Annotated in this window: 13 protein-coding genes; 6 read left to right on the top strand and 7 right to left on the bottom strand. The window is 71.6% G+C overall.

Annotation, left to right across the window (positions count from 1 at the left end; genetic code table 11):
- Positions 1–19 precede the first annotated feature (19 nt).
- A complete protein-coding gene (locus IF54_RS0101040) occupies positions 20–943 on the top strand; it encodes a universal stress protein (RefSeq protein ID WP_030313425.1) in 924 nt (307 codons plus the stop codon).
- 1,065 nt (positions 944–2,008) lie between these two features.
- On the opposite strand, the gene IF54_RS0101035 is transcribed toward IF54_RS0101040, so the two are convergent.
- Positions 2,009–2,941 (bottom strand): oxidoreductase, encoded by a 933-nt coding sequence (locus IF54_RS0101035; RefSeq protein ID WP_030313423.1) that lies wholly within the window; start codon positions 2,939–2,941, stop codon positions 2,009–2,011.
- A gap of 114 nt (positions 2,942–3,055) precedes the next feature.
- Between IF54_RS0101035 and IF54_RS0101030 the strand changes: the two genes are divergently transcribed.
- Complete coding sequence (locus IF54_RS0101030; protein WP_030313421.1) at positions 3,056–3,649, top strand: TetR family transcriptional regulator; 594 nt, start codon at positions 3,056–3,058, stop codon at positions 3,647–3,649.
- 87 nt (positions 3,650–3,736) lie between these two features.
- On the opposite strand, the gene IF54_RS0101025 is transcribed toward IF54_RS0101030, so the two are convergent.
- A complete protein-coding gene (locus IF54_RS0101025; protein WP_030313419.1) occupies positions 3,737–4,897 on the bottom strand; it encodes a magnesium and cobalt transport protein CorA in 1,161 nt (386 codons plus the stop codon).
- Between the two features lie 149 nt (positions 4,898–5,046).
- On the opposite strand from IF54_RS0101025, the gene IF54_RS40830 reads away from it, so the two are divergent.
- A complete protein-coding gene (locus IF54_RS40830) occupies positions 5,047–6,333 on the top strand; it encodes a winged helix DNA-binding domain-containing protein (protein WP_037819132.1) in 1,287 nt (428 codons plus the stop codon).
- A gap of 10 nt (positions 6,334–6,343) precedes the next feature.
- Here IF54_RS40830 and IF54_RS0101010 read toward each other — a convergent pair whose 3' ends face one another.
- The 4 genes from IF54_RS0101010 to IF54_RS0100995 form a co-directional block, all read right to left on the bottom strand.
- Positions 6,344–6,991 carry a LysE family translocator gene (locus tag IF54_RS0101010; RefSeq protein ID WP_030313418.1) on the bottom strand — a complete coding sequence of 216 codons (648 nt, stop codon included), beginning with the start codon at positions 6,989–6,991 and terminating at the stop codon, positions 6,344–6,346.
- Between the two features lie 157 nt (positions 6,992–7,148).
- Positions 7,149–7,940, bottom strand: a complete 792-nt coding sequence (locus IF54_RS0101005; RefSeq protein ID WP_030313416.1) for a S1 family peptidase — start codon at positions 7,938–7,940, stop codon at positions 7,149–7,151.
- A 213-nt stretch (positions 7,941–8,153) separates the two neighbouring features.
- Complete coding sequence (locus IF54_RS0101000) at positions 8,154–10,970, bottom strand: helix-turn-helix transcriptional regulator (protein WP_030313414.1); 2,817 nt, start codon at positions 10,968–10,970, stop codon at positions 8,154–8,156.
- A 142-nt stretch (positions 10,971–11,112) separates the two neighbouring features.
- The gene (locus IF54_RS0100995) at positions 11,113–11,943 is read right to left on the bottom strand and encodes a helix-turn-helix transcriptional regulator (RefSeq protein WP_030313413.1); all 831 of its coding nucleotides are present in this window, start codon (positions 11,941–11,943) and stop codon (positions 11,113–11,115) included.
- A 196-nt stretch (positions 11,944–12,139) separates the two neighbouring features.
- Here IF54_RS0100995 and IF54_RS0100990 point away from each other — a divergent pair, with 196 nt between their 5' ends.
- Both IF54_RS0100990 and IF54_RS0100985 read left to right on the top strand, forming a co-directional pair.
- Positions 12,140–13,807, top strand: coding sequence for an AMP-binding protein (locus IF54_RS0100990; protein WP_030313411.1), 1,668 nt, complete (start codon positions 12,140–12,142; stop codon positions 13,805–13,807).
- A 43-nt stretch (positions 13,808–13,850) separates the two neighbouring features.
- On the top strand, positions 13,851–15,443 hold the full coding sequence (locus tag IF54_RS0100985; RefSeq protein WP_030313409.1) for an AMP-binding protein: 1,593 nt from the start codon (positions 13,851–13,853) through the stop codon (positions 15,441–15,443).
- A gap of 43 nt (positions 15,444–15,486) precedes the next feature.
- Here IF54_RS0100985 and IF54_RS0100980 read toward each other — a convergent pair whose 3' ends face one another.
- Entirely contained in the window at positions 15,487–16,281 is a 795-nt protein-coding gene (locus IF54_RS0100980; protein WP_037819130.1) for a hypothetical protein, read from the bottom strand.
- A gap of 183 nt (positions 16,282–16,464) precedes the next feature.
- On the opposite strand from IF54_RS0100980, the gene gcl reads away from it, so the two are divergent.
- Entirely contained in the window at positions 16,465–18,249 is a 1,785-nt protein-coding gene (gene gcl, locus IF54_RS0100975; RefSeq protein ID WP_030313405.1) for a glyoxylate carboligase, read from the top strand.
- Positions 18,250–18,798 lie beyond the last annotated feature (549 nt).

Below are 18,798 nucleotides of genomic sequence, written 5' to 3'. Positions count from 1 at the left end.
GAACCTGAAGGAGGTTTCCATGACCCGCACCCTCACCGCCGGACTGGACGGCTCACCGGAGAGCCTGGCCGCCGCGGACTGGGCCGCCCGTGAAGCAGTCCTGCGCGACCTGCCCCTGCGGCTGGTGAACGCCTCCGAGTGGCAGGCCCCCGCCTACGCGCCGGCGACCGGACTCGGCGTGCCGACGCCGCCGCGGGATTTGCAGCACGCGGCCGCGCAACGCCTCCTGGACGAGGCGCGGGCCCACATCGCGGGCCGGCACCCCGGTCTGCGGATCGATGTGGAAGACGTCCCCGGGCTTCCTGTGCAGGCCCTGTTGACGGCCGCGGAGGAATCCGAACTGCTGGTCCTGGGGTCGCGAGGTCTGAGCCGGGTCACCGGATTCCTGCTCGGCTCCGTCTCTCTCGCCGTCCTGGCCGGGAGCGAGCGGCCGGTGGTCGTCGTACGGCCCACCGGGCCCGGCGAGCAGAACCGGCCGGCGGACGACCCGGCAGGCACCCGCCCCGCCGCAAACCATGTGCGCAGCGATGTCGTTCTCGGCCTCGACCTGGACAAGCCCGACGACACGGTGATCGACTTCGCGTTCCACGCGGCGTCGCGGCACGCGGCACGTCTGCGCGTCGTCCACGGCTGGACGCTGCCGCCCTACCTCTACGGCGGCGACCTCATGCCCGAACTGGACGCCGACCTCGGCGGGCGCGTGCGAAACGAGCTCGCCGAGGTGCTGCGGCCGTGGCAGGAGAAGTTCCCCGGCGTGGCGGTGAGCACGCAGATCACGGTCGGCGGCGCGGGCCCCCACCTGGTCGAGGCTTCCCATGACGCGGCACTGGTGGTCGTGGGCCGCAGGATCCGACGGGCGGCGGTCGGCACGCACATCGGGCCCGTGACACAGGCCCTGCTGCACCACGGCACCGCGCCGGTGGCGGTGGTCCCGCACGACTGACCGGGCGCCCCGGTCACCGGGCGCGACCCCCGAGACGGGCGGGCGGCACCGCAACACGGGCCGCCCGCCGCTTCGTTGCCCAGGACAGGCCTGCGAACCGGGGGCCGGGCCGAGGGCGTGGCGGGCGGCTGATCGTCGCGACCAGGTCCGTCCGCACCGGTGTGGCCTTCGAGGCCATTCAACGTCCGTGGGAGCGTCGAGGCGGCTGCTCCGCCGCCCGCCAGTGCCCCGGTCGACCCGTCCGACCTCGCTCCGCAGTGCTGAGAAGCCTCATTGCCGTTCTCGCCGAGTTCGCGCCGGGTGCTGACATGCGCGGCCGCCGGGGTGCCGGGGGAGAAGCGCGGGGCATCGGCGATCAGCAGCGTCGGTGCCGAATCCGACGCCTTTCGCCTGCGGCGGCGTGGGTCTGCCGAGGGTGCGGGCGATCCGCGCCTACGTCCGTGCCGCGCGGCCAGTGCAGGTCCCGCCGGGGCGCTCCCGAGGTGGGCGAGCCGGCTGCCGGTTTCCATACGCTGCCCGGCGCGTCCTGTGGACTACTTCTCCTCGGAATGTCATGACGACGCGCATTGGCCGCTGTTCGGAGCGTCGAGCAAGCCCGCCCGATGCCACCACGGCACGCGCGGCCTGCACGCGGCCGCGATGGTGCTTGAGGAGCGGAACAACACAGAACAGCGCCACAGCAACGGCGGCGAGCACGGCGGCGCCGATCAGCCCCGCCAAGTGCAGGACCCTGGCCGAGACAGCCGAGGAGCCCGTCACCGGTGCCCCGGACCACCTCCCCGTGAGCACGGCGGCTTCGCCGCGACGCGTCTGGAACGACTGGGCCTTACCGCTCCAGCCGTCGGATCGGAGTCGGCGCGCCGGCCAAGTGCCCGGATGCCGTCCGCAACGCCGGCCCAGCACGTAACCAGGGCCAGGGGCCACCGACCTGACGGCCGACGGCCCTCAAGCAAACCGGAACAAGTGGCTGAGAAGCAGCTCTGCCGATTTCAAGGAGTCTCATCACCGTTCGGAGCCGTGCGGCCGAGACGCGGCAGCTGTATGCGGACCGAAGACGGCCTTGGGTCATGCCGAAGGGGCGGGTGCGAAGGCCACCCCGGTCAGCTCCTCGGACAGCACCCACAGGCGGCGTGCGGTGTCAGGGTCCTCCGCCGCGGGGTCGGGGCGGACAACCGTGGGATGTCCGCGCAACTCCTTCCATCCGTCGGGGCCGAAGAACTGCCCGCCTTCGACGTCCGGTGCCGTCGCGGCGCGCAGCTGGGGAAGCGTGCCGATCTCGACGTCCTGGGCGAACAGCCGGTTGACGAGGGCGCCTCCCACCCGGAACAGGCCGGTCGGGCCGGTGAGCTGGAGGTTGGTGGCTGTGATCCCGGGGTGGGCGAGCAGGCTGCGGACCGGGCTGCCGGCCGCGCGGAGCCTGCGGTCGAGTTCCAGGCCGAAGAGGACGTTGGCGAACTTCGACTGGTCGTAGTACTTCACTCGCTGGTACTTCCGGGCGCCGGAGAGGTCGTCGAAGTGGATCTGCCCGCCGTGATGCCCGATGGAGCTGACGGTCACCACTCGCGGGTCACGGCCCTGCCGCAGCAGGTCCATGAGCAGGCCGGTGAGGGCGAAGTGGCCGAGGTGGTTGCCGGCGAACTGTGACTCGTGGCCCTGGGGGCTCAGCGTTCGGGGTGGCGTCATGACACCCGCGTTGTTGATCAGGACGTCGACGTGCAGTGCGTCGTCGTGCGCGCGGGCGGCGAACGCCTTGACCGAGTCCAGGTCGGCGAGGTCGAGATGGCGTATCTCAAGGCTTGCGTCGGGGTCGGCGGCGCGGATGTCGGCGACGGCCCGGCGGCCCTTGGCCTCGTTGCGTACGGCCATGACGACGTGTGCACCGTGCCGCGCCAGGTGGCGGGTGGTGGCCAGGCCGAGGCCGCTGTTGGCTCCGGTGACGACGAAGGTCCGGCCCGTCAGGTCGGGGATGCGGGATGCGGTCCATCTGCTGTCTGCCATGAGACCCAGACTGCCGTTGATGGCACAGTGAATCAACCAAGTCTCGGTGTGACCTCTCTGGCTCGGGCTAGCATCGGTGTCGTGGGAGATGCGAAGACGGCCCCGGCGGCCACCATGGCGGAGCGCAAGCGCCTGCTCGTGCGCAGCGAACTGGCGGAGGCCGCGGTCAAGCTGCTGGCCGACCAGGGATTCGAAGAGACGACGGTCGACCAGATCGTGGCCGCCGTGGGAATGTCACGCCGCACGTTCTCGCGCTACTTCGATTCCAAGGAAGACGTGATCGTGCACATGCTGGCGGGAGCCGGCGTGAGGCTGTGCGCAGAGCTGGACGCCCGGCCCGCCGACGAGCCGCCCGCGGTGGCGTTGCGCCGCGCCCTGTCGGTGTTCACCTCGATGAGTGTCGGCAATCCGGCCAAGATGCTGCGCGTGAGCAGGCTGATCCTCGACACCCCGGCCCTTCTGGCCCGTTTCCTGGAGCGGCAGTCCCAGTGGCAGGTCGAGATGACCGGCATCCTCGCCCTGCGCGCCGGACTGGACCCGGACGTCGACCTGCGTCCTGCCGTCGCGGCCGGCGTCGCCCTGACGGCCTTCCAAGCCGCCCTGCGCCGCTGGGTGGACAGCGACGGCAGCGAAAGCCTGGACGAGGTCGTCGATCAGGCTCTTGCCCTGGTCGGACCGGTGATCGACCTCCGAGTCGATGCGGGCTGACCGACTCGCGAACTGCATACCGGCCCGTCACGCGGCGACCGGTCAACGCGCAGAAAACCCGGCTGAGCTGAACTCGGCAAGAGGGACTCAGAGCCAGTCCCGTCGCTTGAAAATCACGTACAGACTGACGCAGACCACCCCCATCAAGCCGATGGCGAAGGGGTAGCCGAAGCTCCAGCTCAGCTCCGGCATGTGGTCGAAGTTCATCCCGTAGATGGTTCCCACGAGCGTCGGCGCGAAGAGGATCGCCGCCCACGACGAGATCTTCTTGATCTCCTCGTTCTGTTCGAAGCCCGCCTCCGCCAACGCCCTCATCTCCGCGTTCTGTTGCTGCGTGACCAGGGTCGCGTTGACCGTGAGGATGTCCGTGAGGGCCTGGCGGAAGCCGTCCACCCGTTCGCTGGTGTGGGTGACGTGGTCGGCCACGTCGCGCAGGTAGCGCTGGAGTTCCTCGTCCGTGCCGTACTTCGCGAAGCCCGCCATCAGGGCGTGCAGCATGCCCACCAGGGGGCGGGTCGCGCGCTGGAACTCCACCATCTCGCGCGAGAGTTCGTAGATACGGCGGGACACCTCCGGGTCGCCCCGGAAGACCTCCGTCTCGATCTCGTCGATGTCGTTCTGGACGCCCGAGACGACCGGGACGTAGCCGTCGACCACAGCGTCCAGGATGGCGTAGAGGACGGCCTCGGGGCCCAGCCTCAGCAACTCCGGGGTCTGCTCCATGCGGTGGCGTACCGCCGACAGGTCGGGCGCCGCGCCGTGCCGGACCGTGATCACGAAGTCCGGGCCCACGAACACGTGCAGCTCGCCGAAGTCGACCTCCTCCGGTGCGTCCAGATAGCGGGCCGCCCGCAGGACGACGAAGAGCGTCTCGCCGTAGCGCTCCAGCTTCGGGCGCTGATGGGCCTCCATCGCGTCCTCGACGGACAGCGGATGCAGGTCGAACTCCTCCGCCAGCGAGAGGAGTTCGCTCTCCGGGGGACGGGCCAGGCCGATCCACGCCATGCCGGAGGGCTGGTCGCGCAGCTCCCGGAAGGTGTCTGCGAGCGTCGCCGGGGACGACACGCGTACGCCGTCGCGGTACAGCGCCGCCTGGACGATGCTCGCCGGTTCGGCCGGTTCGTGGGTGGTCGGTTCCGCCTCGGGCGCCGGAGTCCTCGAGGGCGCGGAGGGCGGGGTCAGGGCGCGGCGCCAGGCGGACTTCCTGGCGGAGTTCTTCCCTGCGGGGCGGGGGCGTCGCTCGGACATCGTGTGCCTCTCGCTCTCGGGTCGAGCCGATGTCGGCGTGATCACAGAGCAGGGTATACGGGGCAAATGACATTCCAGGAGGCCCACCCCTGCACCACGCCCTGAGTTGCGGACAGAAACTGTCCGCAAGCGCCGCTAGCGTGCTTCTCATGACGAAGACGACCGCGTCGGCCCCCGTGCTCGGCACTCGCGCCCTGAACCGCGCGACCCTCGACCGGCAGCTCCTGCTGCGCCGGTCCGGCATGTCGGCGAAGGCCGCCGTCGGGCATCTGCTCGGCCTCCAGGCCCAGAACGTCAAGCCCCCGTACTACGCGCTCGCCGCCCGCCTCGACGGGTTCGCCCCCGAGGAGCTGTCGGCGCTGATGGCCGATCGCGAGGTGGTCCGGATCGTCACCATGCGCTCGACCATCCACACCCACACCGCCGAGGACTGCCTCACCCTGCGGCCGCTGGTCCAGCCCGCCCGGAACCGTGAACTCACCCACTTCCGCAAGGGACTCCAGGGCGTCGACCTCGACCGGCTCGCCGCGCTCGCCCGGGACCTCGTCGAGAGCGAACCACGCACCATGAAGGAGCTGCGGGAGGCCCTCCTCGTCGAGTGGCCGGACGCAGACCCGCAGGCCCTGGCCGTCGCCGCCCGCTGCAAGCTCCCGCTCGTCCAGGTCACCCCGCGCGGGCTGTGGGGCCGGAGCGGCCAGGTGGCCCTCACCACCGCGGAACACTGGCTCGGCCGCCCCGCGGAACCTGTCGGCTCCACGCGGCCCACGGAACCCGCCGGCTCCACGCGGCCCACGGAACCCGCCGGCTCCACGCGGCCCACGGAACCCGCCGGCTCCACGCGCCCCACGGAACCCGCCGGCTCCACGCCTCCCGCCGACCCTGCGCCGTCGGCGGAACACCGCCCCACCGACCCCACCCGCCCCACCCCCGACGCCACCGTCCTGCGCTACCTCGCCGCCTTCGGTCCCGCCTCCGTCAAGGACATGCAGACCTGGGCCGGACTCACCCGGCTCCGCGAGGCCTTCGAACGGCTCCGCCCCGAGCTGCGCGTCTTCCGTGACGAACACGGTGCCGAGCTCTTCGACCTCCCCGACGCGCCCCGTCCCGCCGAGGACACCCCGGCCCGGCCGCGCTTCCTGCCGGAGTTCGACAACCTGCTGCTCTCCCACGCCGACCGCACCCGCGTGGTGCCCAAGGAGTACTGGGGCCGCAGCTGGCAGGGCAACCAGGCCTACTGCACCCTCCTCGTCGACGGCTTCCTCGCGGGCGTGTGGAAGCTCCACGGGGACACCCTCGTCGTCGAGCCCTTCGGCAGGCTCACCAAGGCCCAGCGGAAGGAGGTCACCGAGGAGGGACAGCGCATGCTCGCCACGCTGTACCCGGGGACGTCGTACGACATCCGGTTCGGGACCGTCGTAGAGCAGCGGGCGACGTGAAACCGACGCCTCAGTCCGCCCGCCCCGTCACCGCCACCGTCAGCCCCAGCCCGATCATCGTGAAGCCGCCCGCCCCGCCGATCAGGGACAGGCGGCGGTCGGAGCGGGCGAACCAGGTGCGGGCGGCGGACGCGGTCAGGCCCCACAGGGTGTCCGTGACCAGGCCGATGGTGATGGGGACCAGGCCGAGCAGCAGCATCTGGGCGGGGACGTGGCCTGCCGTGTGGTTCACGAACTGGGGGAGCACGGCGGCGAAGAAGACGACGCCCTTCGGGTTGGTGACGCCGACCAGGGCGCCGTCGAGCACGGTCCGCAGGTCGCCCCGTGCCGGGCCCGCGGGTTCGGCGGTGATCGCCGAGGCCCTCAGTTCGCCCCGGTGCCGGAAGGCCTGGACACCGAGGAGGACCAGATACGCGGCGCCCGCCAGTTTCACCGTCAGGTAGACGGCCGCCGACCGTTCCACCAGCGAGCCGATCCCGATCGCCACGGCCACGACGAGCAGGTAGGAACCGAGCACGTTGCCCAGGGCCGTCGCCACCGCGGTCCGGCGGCCGTGCGCCAGGGCGCGGCCGATCACGAACAGCACGCTGGGCCCCGGGATGACGATCACCAGCAGGGACATCGCGGCGAAGGCGAGGACACGGTCCGTGGACACCATGGCGGTCATTGAAACAGGCGACCGCCGTCCGCCTCCAGAGCCGTGCCCCCTGCCCGTGCTGAGCCAGCACATGGACAGGGGGCGCTGCGGGCCGCTCGTGGAGGCCCGCAACGCCCCCGGTTTCATACCTGAGGGACCCTCAGGAAACCCTTGGGGACTACGAGTTGACCTGTGCGGTCACCAGGCTGGAGAAGGTCGTCAGCCGGGTGTAGACACCCGGGTAGCCGGCCTGCGCGCAGCCCTCTCCCCAAGAAGTGATCCCTGCCAGGACGCCCCCGATGAGCAGGGGACCGCCGCTGTCGCCCTGGCAGGTGTCTGTGCCGCCGGAGGTGTATCCGGCGCAAACCATGTCGGACTGGACGAAGTCCGAACCGTAGGAGCTCTTGCAGCTGGTGTCGGACACGATCGGGACGGTCGCGGTCCGCAGCTGGTTGGAGGAGCTGCCGTTCGACGAGGTGGTGCCCCAGCCGAGGATGCGGGCCGTGGTGCCGGCCGCGTACACGCTCGTCTGGGAGGAGGAGACGTACGACGCCTTCGTGTACGGCATCGACGTCGACAGGGTCAGCACGGCCACGTCGTCGCCGTTGGTGGCGTCCGTGTAGCTCGGGTTGATCCAGATCTTGCTGACCCGGCTCACTGTGCCGTTGGTGCCGTTGAGGTAGGTGCGGCCGCCGACGACTCTGACGCTGCTGGTGGTTTCGCCGACCATGCAGTGGGCCGCGGTGACGACCTTGGTCGCGGAGACCAGGGTGCCGCCGCAGAACTGGTTCTGCGAGGCGTCCGTGATCTGCATCATGAACGGGTAGGCGGTCGTGGTCGTCGTCGTACCGCCGACGATGGGCTGGGGAGCGGCGACAGCGGTGGGGGCGCTGAGCAACGCGGTGGCGGCGGCAGCGGCCGTCGCCAGGCCGACGGCGCCGGCCTTCTTCGCACGGGTGAGACCGAACATCAGTGAGTCTCCTCAGGGTTGCCGGTGGGGGTCGCGCGGGTGTGGGGGTGGTACACGGGGGTCGCGGGACCGACCCCCGTATGCCCGGGCGAGCGGCACGTTCATAAGCTAGAACGCGGGAGTTCCCCTTCCCAATGAGGGAAGCCCCTAAGGGAGTTGGGCAGGGAAAACCCTCGGTCGGCCCTGAGTGGAGCCGTACGCAGGGGCGTTCGGTTACGACCTTCGTCCCGCCGCCAGGCGGACGATGTCCACGCGGGAGCGGATCCCGAGCTTGCGGTAGACGCGGGTGAGGGTCGCCTCGACCGTCTTCACACTGATGAACAGCCGCGCGGCTATCTCCCGGTTGGTGGCGCCCTCCATGACCAGCGCCGCCACCTGACGCTCCATCGAGGCGAGCCCTTCGAGGCTGTCCAGCCCGTCCTGCGCGGTCGTCAACGGAGCGGCCGGCTCCACCGGCCGGGTCAGCGCTGCCGTCTCCACCTGCCGCAGCCAGGGCAGCGCACGGCAGCGCCGGAAGAGCCGGGCCGCCTCGTCGTACGACGTGGGACCGGGCTGCCGGGTGCGCAACTGGGCCAGCGCGAACGCGGCGCGGGCCTCCTCCAGGCCGTAGCCCAGCTTGGCGAGCCGGTCCTGAACCGACGTCAACCGGTCGAGCGCGGCGTCGTGTTCACCACGCGCCGCCCGCACCAGCGCCTCGGCCCGGTCCAGTACGGCGAGCACGCTCTCCCGGCCGAGCCGCAGCGCGTTCACCCGGGTTCCGTCGATGACGTCCTGCGCCTCCCCGATCTCCCCGATCCGTACGAGGGCCTCGGCCAGGTCGCCCTGCCACCGGCCGCGCGCCGGGTCGGTGATGCCGAGGCCGTGCTCCAGCTCGCGCACCCGGCGCAGCGAGCGGACCGCGCCCTCCGCGTCCCCGGCGACGAGCTGGGCGTACCCGAGCGCGGCCAGGCCCCGGGACTCGTACATCTGGTCGCCGTTCTCCTCGGAGTGATCGACCGCCTCCCGGGCAAGTTCCAGGGCCCGCTCGACACTGCCGCCCGAGGCCTCCGCGAGGGAGGCGAGCACGGCCGAGGCCACCTCGCCGATCCCGGTGTCGCGGGCCATCATCAGGCTCTCGCGGGCCAGGTCGAGCGCCCGCCCGCAGTGTCCGGAGCGCAGTTCGGTCTCGGCCACCCCGCGCAGGAAGTGCACCTCGCTCTCGACCGAGCCGCGGCGGCGGACCTCGCGCAGCAGGGCGGTGACCGTGGCGCGGGCCTCGGGCAGCTGGTCGCCCATGATCAGCCAGCGGAAGCGGGAGTACCCGGCGCCGTTGTGGTGGCAGGAGACCCGCGGGTCCTGGGGCTCCTTGAGGGCGCGCTTGATGGTCGCGGGGGCGTCCGGGTGGCCCATGAGGGTCTCCAGCTGGGCCTGGAGGGACAGACCCATCAGCTCGTTGTACCGGTCGCCGGCCCGCTCGGCCAGCGCCGCCGAGCGGGCGGCCTCCGCGCGTGCCTCGTCGAAGTCGCCCTCGACGAGCAGGGCGCGCCAGGCCAGCTGGTAGCGGATCAGGGCGAGCAGCCCGGGGTCGTCGCCCGCGTCGGCCAGCGCCTGCGGGAAGACCGCGTCGACCTCGGTCATGGCGTGGCCCGCGGTGTCGATCACGATGATCCAGGCGCGCACCCGGTCCGCGGGCACGGTGGCCCGGGTCAGCACGTCCCGGGCGATGTCCCGGGCGAGGTCCAGCTCGCCCGCGGTGATCGCGTCCTCGGCCGCGGTGAGCCGCCGTACGTCCGGGGCGGGCACGCTGTCGGCCGGGGTGTGGCGGGCCGACAGCAGTCCGAGCGAGGCGGCCATCGACGGGGCGCCCCGGTCCCGGGCCAGGGCAGCGGCCTCGGCGAGCCGGGCGGCCACCTCCGGGTCGGTGCCGTGGGTGGCGAGGGCCAGGTGGCGGGCGCGCTCGATCGGGTCGGAGGCGGCCGTGGACAGCGCGCGGTGCGCCTCCCGCCGTTCCTGCGCGGGCGCCTCCGCGTACAGGGCGGCCGAGATCAGCGGATGCGCGAACCGTACGGCGGGACCCTCGGCCTCCGTGGCGAGCAGGCCCAGCGCGGCCGCCTGGGCCATCTCGGCCTCGGCGTCCCCGCGGCCCGCCGCGTGCAGCAGGGCCGGGGTGGGGCGGGCGCCCGCGCTCGCCACCAGGAGGGTGCGGCGGGCCTCCTCGGACAGCATCTCCAGGCGGCTCAGCACCAGGGCCCGCAACGAGGTGGGCACCGGCAGCGGGTCGCCGGGGCGGGGCGGGACCGGGCTCTCGGTGAGCGCGCGGCCGAGCTCCAGGGCGTAGAACGGGTTGCCGCCGCTGGTGCGGTGGATGTCCCGGACGGTGGAGCGCTGGAGGCCGGTGTAGCCGCGGTGGTCGAGCAGCGCGGCGGTCTGGGCGCGGGTGAGCGGGTTGAAGCGGACGGCGAGGCTGTCCGGGGGCAACACGCGTAGATGGTGGTCGTACTCGGGACCGTCGGTCCGGACCGCGCAGAGCATCCGGACCGGGATGTCGCCGAGCCGGCGGGCGGCGAAACCGAGCAGCTCCAGACTGGCGGGATCCAGCCACTGCATGTCGTCGGCGACGATCAGGACGGGTCCCTCGGCGGCGAGGGCGCGCAGCGCCGACAGCACCGCGAGGCGCAGGGCGAGACCGTCGCGCTGGAGGGTGGACTCGCCGCGGCCGGTCAGCGCCGACTCCAGGGCGGTGCGCTGGGCGGCGGGCAGTTTGTCGGAGATGTCGTCCAGGACCAGGCCGAAGAGGTCGGCCAGGGCCAGGAAGGGCAGGTGGGACTCCGACTCGGTGGCCGAGCAGCGCAGCACGGTGCGGGCCGTGGAACCGCATTCCGTGGCCAGGGCCCGCAGGACGGTCGACTTCCCGATACCGGCCGGGCCGTGCAGCAGCACGCTGCCGCCCCGGGTCAGCCGGTCACGGGCCTGGACGAACAGGTCGTCCCGTCCGATCACCAGGTCGGGGCGGCATCTCGCGGGCTCCTGGAAGTCGCTTGGCACGGTCAGCGCTCCCTCCCTGTGGCGTGTCCTGGCCAATATTAGGCAAGGTGCTGCGGAATTCGGCGGGAAGATGCGGTGAGGGAGATAACAACCGGTTACGTATCAAGAAATTCAAAGCGCCCGCACCTGAATGAGATGTCTACGAATGTTACGGGAGCAGCCCCGCCCGGCGCGCGGCCGCGACCGCCTCGCCCCGGGTGCCGGCGCCCAGCTTCCGCATGGCCGATCGCAGGTACGCCTTGACCGTCTCGGCACTCACCCCCAGCCGCGCCGCCGCCACGGCGTTCGTCGCACCGGCCGCCACACACGCCAGCACGTCCAGCTCACGCGGGGCCAGCGCGACCCCCGCAGGGGACGCGGGCGCCGGGGTCAGCAGGGCACACGCGTCCAGCAGCTCGGTCCTGAGCGCCGGGTCGGTGATCCGCGGGGCCAGCGCCCGCAGCGCCGCGTGCGCCTCCCGTACCTGCTCCCAGCCGGAGCTGTCGCCCGGCGGCGGCTCGGCCCGCGCCGCCGCCAGCACGTCCCGCGCCTCGTCGGCGACGACCAGCGCCTGCTCGACGTCCCGCGCCGCGTCCACCGCCGCCGCCATCGTCCGGTCGCCCAGCGGCCGGGCGTCGCGCAGGGCGCCGTAGAGCACGCCCCGCACCCGGCGCCGTACCACCACCGGCACGGCGAGCACCGAGCGCAGGCCCTCGGCGGCGACCGCGGCGTCGTACTCGTGGCTGATCTGCCGGGACACGGAGTAGTCGGCCACGGCGCACGGTCGGGCCAGCGCCACGGTCTTGCCGCCCAGGCCGTTGCCCGAGGTCACCGCGAGCGCCAGCAGCGAGGTGGTGGCCGTGCCGCTCAGTTCGCTGATCCGCATCCGCGGCCGGCCGGCCTCCACCAGGCCCCCGAAGGCGACCGGAAGGCCCGTCGTGCGCCGCAGCCGCACAAGTGCACGCCGGATCTCCACCGCACCGGCCGCGTCCACTGTCACCTGTTCGTCCCTCCGCCGCGGCACACACCCCCGTTCGGGGGTAGTGAGACCCGCATCACGGATTACACGATGGCAGAGAGCCGCCCGGCAACAGCCCGGAACCAGGAGTCCCGGCCACAGTCCGGTACGACGAGTCCCGGCAACGGTCCGGAACGAGGACTCCGGCACCAGGAGTCCGGCACGAGGAGGACGAGAGATGACGGCTACGGAGGACTTCCGCGGGGCGCGGGACTTCCTGCTGGCGCACCGCGAGGACTACGCCACCGCGTACGAGGGCTTCGACTGGCCCCGCCCGCGGCACTTCAACTGGGCGCTCGACTGGTTCGACGTCATCGCGCGCGGCAACGACCGCACCGCTCTGCACATCGTCGAGGAGGACGGCGGCGAGGTCCGGCTCTCCTTCGCGGAGATGGCCGAGCGCTCCGACCGGGTCGCCAACCTGCTGCGCGAGCGCGGGGTGGAGGCCGAGGACCGCATCCTCGTCATGCTGGGCAACCAGACCGAGCTGTGGGAGACCGCCCTCGCCGCGATGAAGCTGCGGGCCGTCGTCATCCCGGCGACCCCCCTGCTCGGCCCCGCCGACCTGCGGGACCGCGTCGAGCGCGGCCGGGTGCGGCACGTGCTGGTACGGGCCGAGGACACCGGCAAGTTCGACGACGTGCCCGGCGACTACACCCGCATCGCGGTGGGCGGCGTACCGGAGGGCTGGCAGCCGTACGAGGACGCCGACGCGGCCTCCGCGGAGTTCCTGCCCGACGGCCCGACCCTCTCCGACGACCCGCTGATGCTGTACTTCACCTCCGGGACGACGGCCCGGCCCAAGCTCGTCGAGCACACGCACACCTCGTACCCGATCGGGCACCTGGCGACCATGTACTGGATCGGCCTCAAGCCCGGAGACGTGCACCTGAACATCTCCTCGCCCGGCTGGGCCAAGCACGCCTGGTCCAATCTGTTCGCGCCCTGGAACGCCGAGGCGACCGTCTTCATCCACAACTACACGCGCTTCGACGCGGCCCGTCTGATGGCCGAGATGGACCGGGCGGGCGTCACCACCTTCTGCGCCCCGCCGACCGTGTGGCGCATGCTCATCCAGGCCGACCTGACCCAGCTGCGCACCCCGCCGCGGGAGGTGGTCGCGGCCGGTGAACCGCTGAACCCCGAGGTGATCGAGCAGGTCCGGCGGGCCTGGGGCATCACCATCCGGGACGGCTTCGGCCAGACCGAGACCGCCGTGCAGGTCTCCAACAGCCCCGGACAGGTCCTGAAGACCGGCTCCATGGGCCGGCCCAGCCCCGGCTACAAGGTGGAACTCCTGGACCCGGTGTCCGGCGCGCCCGGCGCGGCCGAGGGCGAGATCGCGCTCGACCTCTCGGCCCGGCCGGTCGGCCTGATGACCGGCTACCACGGCGACCCGGACCGTACGGCGGAGGCGATGGCCGGCGGCTACTACCGCACCGGGGACGTCGCGTCCCGGGACGAGGACGGCTACCTGACCTACATCGGTCGCAGCGACGACGTGTTCAAGGCCTCCGACTACAAGATCAGCCCCTTCGAGCTGGAGAGCGCGCTCCTGGAGCACGAGGCGGTGGCCGAGGCGGCCGTGGTGCCCGCGCCGGACGAGCTGCGGCTCGCGGTCCCGAAGGCGTACGTGGTGCTGGCGGCGGGCTGGGAGCCCGGCCCGGACACGGCCAAGGTGCTCTTCGAGCACTCCCGTCAGACCCTGGCGCCCTACAAGCGGATCCGGCGGCTGGAGTTCGGCGCGCTGCCGAAGACGGTGTCCGGGAAGATCCGCCGGATCGAGCTGCGGGAGGCCACGGCCGCCGGCTCGGACGCGGAGTACCGCGAGGAGGACTTCCGGTGAGATCGCGAGGAGGACTGCCGGTGAGCCGCGAGGAGGACTTCCGGTGAACTCGTACACGCACGGCGTGAGCACGACCGCGCTGCTCGGCGACACCATCGGCGCCAACCTGGACCGGGCGGTGGCCACCTGGCCCGACCGCGAGGCCCTGGTGGACGTGCCGTCCGGGCGGCGGTGGACCTACGCGCAGTTCGGTGCCGACGTCGACGAGCTGGCGCGGGCGCTGCTCGGTGCCGGGGTGGTGAAGGGCGACCGGGTGGGCATCTGGGCGGTCAACTGCCCCGAGTGGACGCTGGTCCAGTACGCCACCGCCCGCATCGGCGCGATCATGGTCAACATCAACCCCGCGTACCGCACCCACGAGGTCGAGTACGTCCTCAACCAGGCGGGCATCTCCCTGCTGTTCGCCTCGCTGAGCCACAAGAGCAGCGACTACCGGGCGATGGTCGACGAAGTGCGGGTCCGGTGCCGCGAGTTGCGGGAGGTCGTGTACATCGGGGACCCGAGCTGGCAGGCCTTGCTCGAACGGGCCGTGCCGGACCCGGAGTTCCCGGACCTGTCCTGCGACGACCCCATCAACATCCAGTACACCTCGGGCACGACGGGCTTCCCCAAGGGGGCCACCCTCTCCCACCACAACATCCTCAACAACGGTTATTTCGTAGGCGAGTTGATTGCCTATACCGAGCAGGACCGGATCTGCGTCCCGGTGCCGTTCTACCACTGCTTCGGCATGGTGATGGGCAACCTGGCGGCCACCTCGCACGGCGCCTGCATGGTGATCCCCGCCCCGTCCTTCGACCCGGCGGCCACCCTGCGCGCGGTCCAGCAGGAGCGCTGCACCTCGCTCTACGGCGTCCCGACCATGTTCATCGCGGAGCTGAACCTCCCCGACTTCGCGTCGTACGACCTGTCCTCGCTGCGCACCGGGATCATGGCGGGCTCGCCCTGTCCGGTGGAGGTGATGAAGCGGGTGGTCGCCGAGATGCACATGGCGGAGGTGTCCATCTGCTACGGCATGACGGAGACCTCCCCGGTCTCGCTCCAGACCCGCAGGGACGACGACCTCGAACACCGCACGGGCACGGTGGGCCGCGTCCTGCCGCACATCGAGGTCAAGGTCGTGGACCCGGCGACCGGGGTCACCCAACCCCGCGGCACGGCGGGGGAGTTGTGCACCCGGGGCTACAGCGTGATGCTCGGCTACTGGAACGAGCCCGAGAAGACCGCGGAGGCCGTCGACGCCGGGCGCTGGATGCACACCGGTGACCTGGCGACGATGCGTGAGGACGGGTACGTCGAGATCGTCGGACGCATCAAGGACATGATCATCCGGGGCGGCGAGAACATCTACCCGCGCGAGATCGAGGAGTTCCTCTACGGCCACCCGAAGATCGCGGACGTCCAGGTCGTCGGCGTCCCTCACGAGCGCTACGGCGAGGAGGTGCTGGCCTGCGTGATCCCCCGCGACCCGGCCACCCCGCCGAGCCTGGAGGAACTGCGCGCCTTCTGCAAGGGCCGCCTCGCCCACTACAAGGTCCCGACACAGCTGCGGATCCTGGACGCCTTCCCGATGACGGTGTCGGGGAAGGTGCGGAAGGTGGAGCTGCGGGAGGGGTACGGCGCCCGCACGGAGTGAGTCCCGGAGACCGGAAGCCTGCCCTGCGACCGGGACGGTCCGGTCAGGTGTTGCCCAACTCGTCGGCCAGGGCGTTCACCGGCTGCGGGGTGCCCGTCAGGTCCAGGACGAACAAGGGGACTCCCAGGGTGTCCGCGCGGGCGCGGGCCTCCGTGGTGTACCCGGCCAGGGAGAAGTAGACGCAGTGCGCGGACTCCGTCATGGCCGTCAGCCACAGGCACTCCACGTCCCGCGGTGAGGCGGGCCGTACGGTCGGGTCCACCTGGGCCAGCAGTCCGTGCGCGGCGAGACCCACGCCTGACGTGCCGCGCGCGGCGAGGCCGATGCCGGACGGCGGTCGCTGGTCCGCCCGCCGGATGTCCTGGTAGCCGAGCCAGCGCAGGTACAACGCGGCCACGGTCACCGCGTCGCGCGCCGTGCGGATCGTGATGGGCTGGAAGGCGCGGCGCGGGGGAGCGGGGGTGGCGGATGCGGGGTTCTCGGCGGGACGAGGCCTCTCTGCGGCAGCGGGCGCGTCCGTCGCGTTCGCCGTTCCGCCGCCCGCCGCGGCCCGCTCCGGCACCGACCGCGCCGGGCCCGCCCCGTCCGCCGTCACGGCGATCCGCAGCACCGTCCCGCACGCGCACCCCAGTTCCGGGTGCGGCCAATCCGACCGGCGCCCGCACAGTGCGCACTCCACGGTGACCCAGGTTTCTTCCCACACCTGATGCGTCACCGCCCGCGCCTCCGGCTCCAGCGGCGGCGAGATCGGGGCGCCGCACCCGCACGGGTACGTCGGCGCCGCGTAGAGGTGCTCGCGGCGGCAGGCCGGACAGCGCACCGGCACGCTTTCGGACATGGCCACATCGTCCTCCAGGACCCGGCCCGTTGTCCGCCTCTTGACGGTCTTCACCCACCGACCTACATTGCTTCCAGATAGCAGAAAACATATTCCGTATTGCGGAAGTGCTCACCGCGGGGCGCGACGGGAGTACGCATCCGACAGCCGACACAGTTGAAGCAGTCGAAGCAGGAGTACTCGATGGCTCGAATGACCGCTGCCCGCGCGGCAGTTGAGATCCTCAAACGCGAAGGCGTCCGGGACGCGTTCGGCGTGCCCGGCGCGGCGATCAACCCCTTCTACGCCGCGCTCAAGGCGTCCGGGGGCATCCACCACACCCTCGCCCGCCATGTCGAGGGCGCCTCGCACATGGCCGAGGGGTACACGAGGACCCGCCCGGGCAACATCGGTGTCTGTATCGGCACTTCGGGCCCTGCCGGTACCGACATGATCACCGGGCTGTACTCCGCCACCGGCGACTCCATCCCGATCCTGTGCATCACGGGCCAGGCCCCGACCGCCGTGATCCACAAGGAGGACTTCCAGGCCGTCGACATCGCGTCCATCGCGGGCCCGGTGACCAAGATGGCCGTCACCGTCCTGGAGGCCGCCCAGGTCCCCGGCGTCTTCCAGCAGGCCTTCCACCTGATGCGCTCCGGCCGCCCGGGGCCGGTCCTGATCGACCTGCCGATCGACGTCCAGCTGACCGAGATCGAGTTCGACCCGGAGACGTACGAACCCCTCCCTGTCTACAAGCCGGCCGCGAGCCGCGCGCAGATCGAGAAGGCGATCGGGATGCTGAACGCCTCCGAACGCCCGCTGATCGTCGCCGGCGGCGGTGTCATCAACGCCGACGCCGCCGAACTTCTCGTCGAATTCGCCGAGTTGACCGGCACCCCGGTCGTCCCGACCCTCATGGGCTGGGGCGTGCTGCCCGACGACCACGAGCTCAACGCAGGCATGGTGGGCCTCCAGACCTCGCACCGCTACGGCAACGCCACCTTCCTGGAGTCCGACTTCGTCCTCGGCATCGGCAACCGCTGGGCCAACCGCCACACCGGCAAACTGGACGTCTACACGGCGGGCCGGACGTTCGTCCACGTCGACGTCGAGCCCACCCAGATCGGCCGGATCTTCGCCCCGGACTACGGCATCGCCTCCGACGCCAAGGCCGCGCTGACGCTCTTCGTCGAGGTGGCACGGGAGCTGAGGGCGGCGGGCAGGCTGCCCGACCGCGGTGCCTGGGCGGCGTCCGCGCAGGAGAAGAAGGCGACCCTCCAGCGCCGTACGCACTTCGACGACATCCCCATCAAGCCGCAGCGCGTCTACGAGGAGATGAACAAGGCCTTCGGCCCGGAGACCCGGTACGTCTCCACGATCGGCCTCTCGCAGATCGCCGGCGCCCAGATGCTGCACGTCTTCCGGCCGCGGCACTGGATCAACTGCGGCCAGGCCGGTCCCCTCGGCTGGACGATCCCGGCCGCGCTCGGCGTCGCCAAGGCCGACCCGGAGGCACAGGTCGTGGCGCTCTCCGGGGACTACGACTTCCAGTTCATGCTCGAGGAGCTGGCCGTCGGGGCGCAGCACCGGATCCCGTACATCCACGTCCTGGTGAACAACTCCTACCTGGGCCTGATCCGCCAGGCGCAGCGCGCCTTCGACATCGACTTCCAGGTCAATCTGGAGTTCGAGAACGTCAACTCCCCGGAGCTGGGCGTCTACGGCGTCGACCACGTGAAGGTCGCCGAAGGTCTGGGCTGCAAGGCGATCCGGGTGACGGACCCGGCGGAACTGGGGGCCGCGCTGGAGCAGGCGAAGAAGCTCGCCGCGGAGTTCCAGGTCCCGGTCGTCGTCGAGGCGATCCTGGAGCGGGTCACCAACATCGCGATGTCCACCACCAACGACATCGGAAACGTGGTGGAGTTCGAGGAGCTCGCGACGGAGCCGGCGCACGCGCCGACGTCGATCAGGACGCTGAAGGTCTGACACCGCGGAAAGTCTGACACCACGCACAGCTGAAGGGCGGTCCCACCGCGATGGCGGGACCGCCCTTCAGCTGTGCCCGGCTCCCCCGAAGCCGTCCCCCGTCGTGCGGCCCGCCGCCCCCGTGCCGGCGAACCTCACGTGATGAGAATGCGCCCGAGGCGGGGCGAGTTGAAGCCCCCTGAGCCGTGTTCAGAGGTTGATTTGAGGTTCGGAGGAGCCGTTGCAGGTCGGCTGCGGGCCGGTGGGGGCTGGTCGCGCCGTTCCCCGCGCCCCTAGAACAACGGTGGGTGCAGTCCAGGCATGCCCAGCTGCAACCCACCCAGGGGCGAAGGGAACTGCGCGACCGGCCACGAAGCACCTGAACGCAGAAACGCGCGGGACACGGCAAATGCCATGTCCCGCGCAGGGACCGCGGCGGTCGCGACGGTACCGGTGGACCCCCTCCCCTCAGGTCGAAGAAGAAGATCCCGGCGCCTTCACCACCGCACTGGCTCGCACGCCGCCGCGGTCCGTTCCCTGCCCCGCCGTCACCGGGCGACCACCCCTCAT

This window comes from Streptomyces sp. NRRL B-3229 (assembly GCF_000719505.1).
GTDB classification, from domain to species: Bacteria; Actinomycetota; Actinomycetes; order Streptomycetales; family Streptomycetaceae; genus Streptomyces; species Streptomyces griseorubiginosus.
Note: the sequence above shows the minus strand (reverse complement) of the source record. Positions and strands in the feature narration are given on the sequence as shown.

Excerpts from the sequence above, each read along its gene's own strand:
- IF54_RS0101040 (WP_030313425.1), top strand. The coding sequence starts at position 20 with ATGACCCGCACCCTCACCGCCGGACTGGACGGCTCACCGGAGAGCCTG.
- IF54_RS0100980 (WP_037819130.1), bottom strand. The coding sequence starts at position 16,281 with ATGTCCGAAAGCGTGCCGGTGCGCTGTCCGGCCTGCCGCCGCGAGCAC.
- IF54_RS0101010 (WP_030313418.1), bottom strand. The coding sequence starts at position 6,991 with ATGGTGTCCACGGACCGTGTCCTCGCCTTCGCCGCGATGTCCCTGCTG.
- IF54_RS0100990 (WP_030313411.1), top strand. The coding sequence starts at position 12,140 with ATGACGGCTACGGAGGACTTCCGCGGGGCGCGGGACTTCCTGCTGGCG.
- IF54_RS0101035 (WP_030313423.1), bottom strand. The coding sequence starts at position 2,941 with ATGGCAGACAGCAGATGGACCGCATCCCGCATCCCCGACCTGACGGGC.
- IF54_RS0101030 (WP_030313421.1), top strand. The coding sequence starts at position 3,056 with ATGGCGGAGCGCAAGCGCCTGCTCGTGCGCAGCGAACTGGCGGAGGCC.
- gcl (WP_030313405.1), top strand. The coding sequence starts at position 16,465 with ATGGCTCGAATGACCGCTGCCCGCGCGGCAGTTGAGATCCTCAAACGC.
- IF54_RS40830 (WP_037819132.1), top strand. The coding sequence starts at position 5,047 with ATGACGAAGACGACCGCGTCGGCCCCCGTGCTCGGCACTCGCGCCCTG.
- IF54_RS0101025 (WP_030313419.1), bottom strand. The coding sequence starts at position 4,897 with ATGTCCGAGCGACGCCCCCGCCCCGCAGGGAAGAACTCCGCCAGGAAG.
- IF54_RS0101005 (WP_030313416.1), bottom strand. The coding sequence starts at position 7,940 with ATGTTCGGTCTCACCCGTGCGAAGAAGGCCGGCGCCGTCGGCCTGGCG.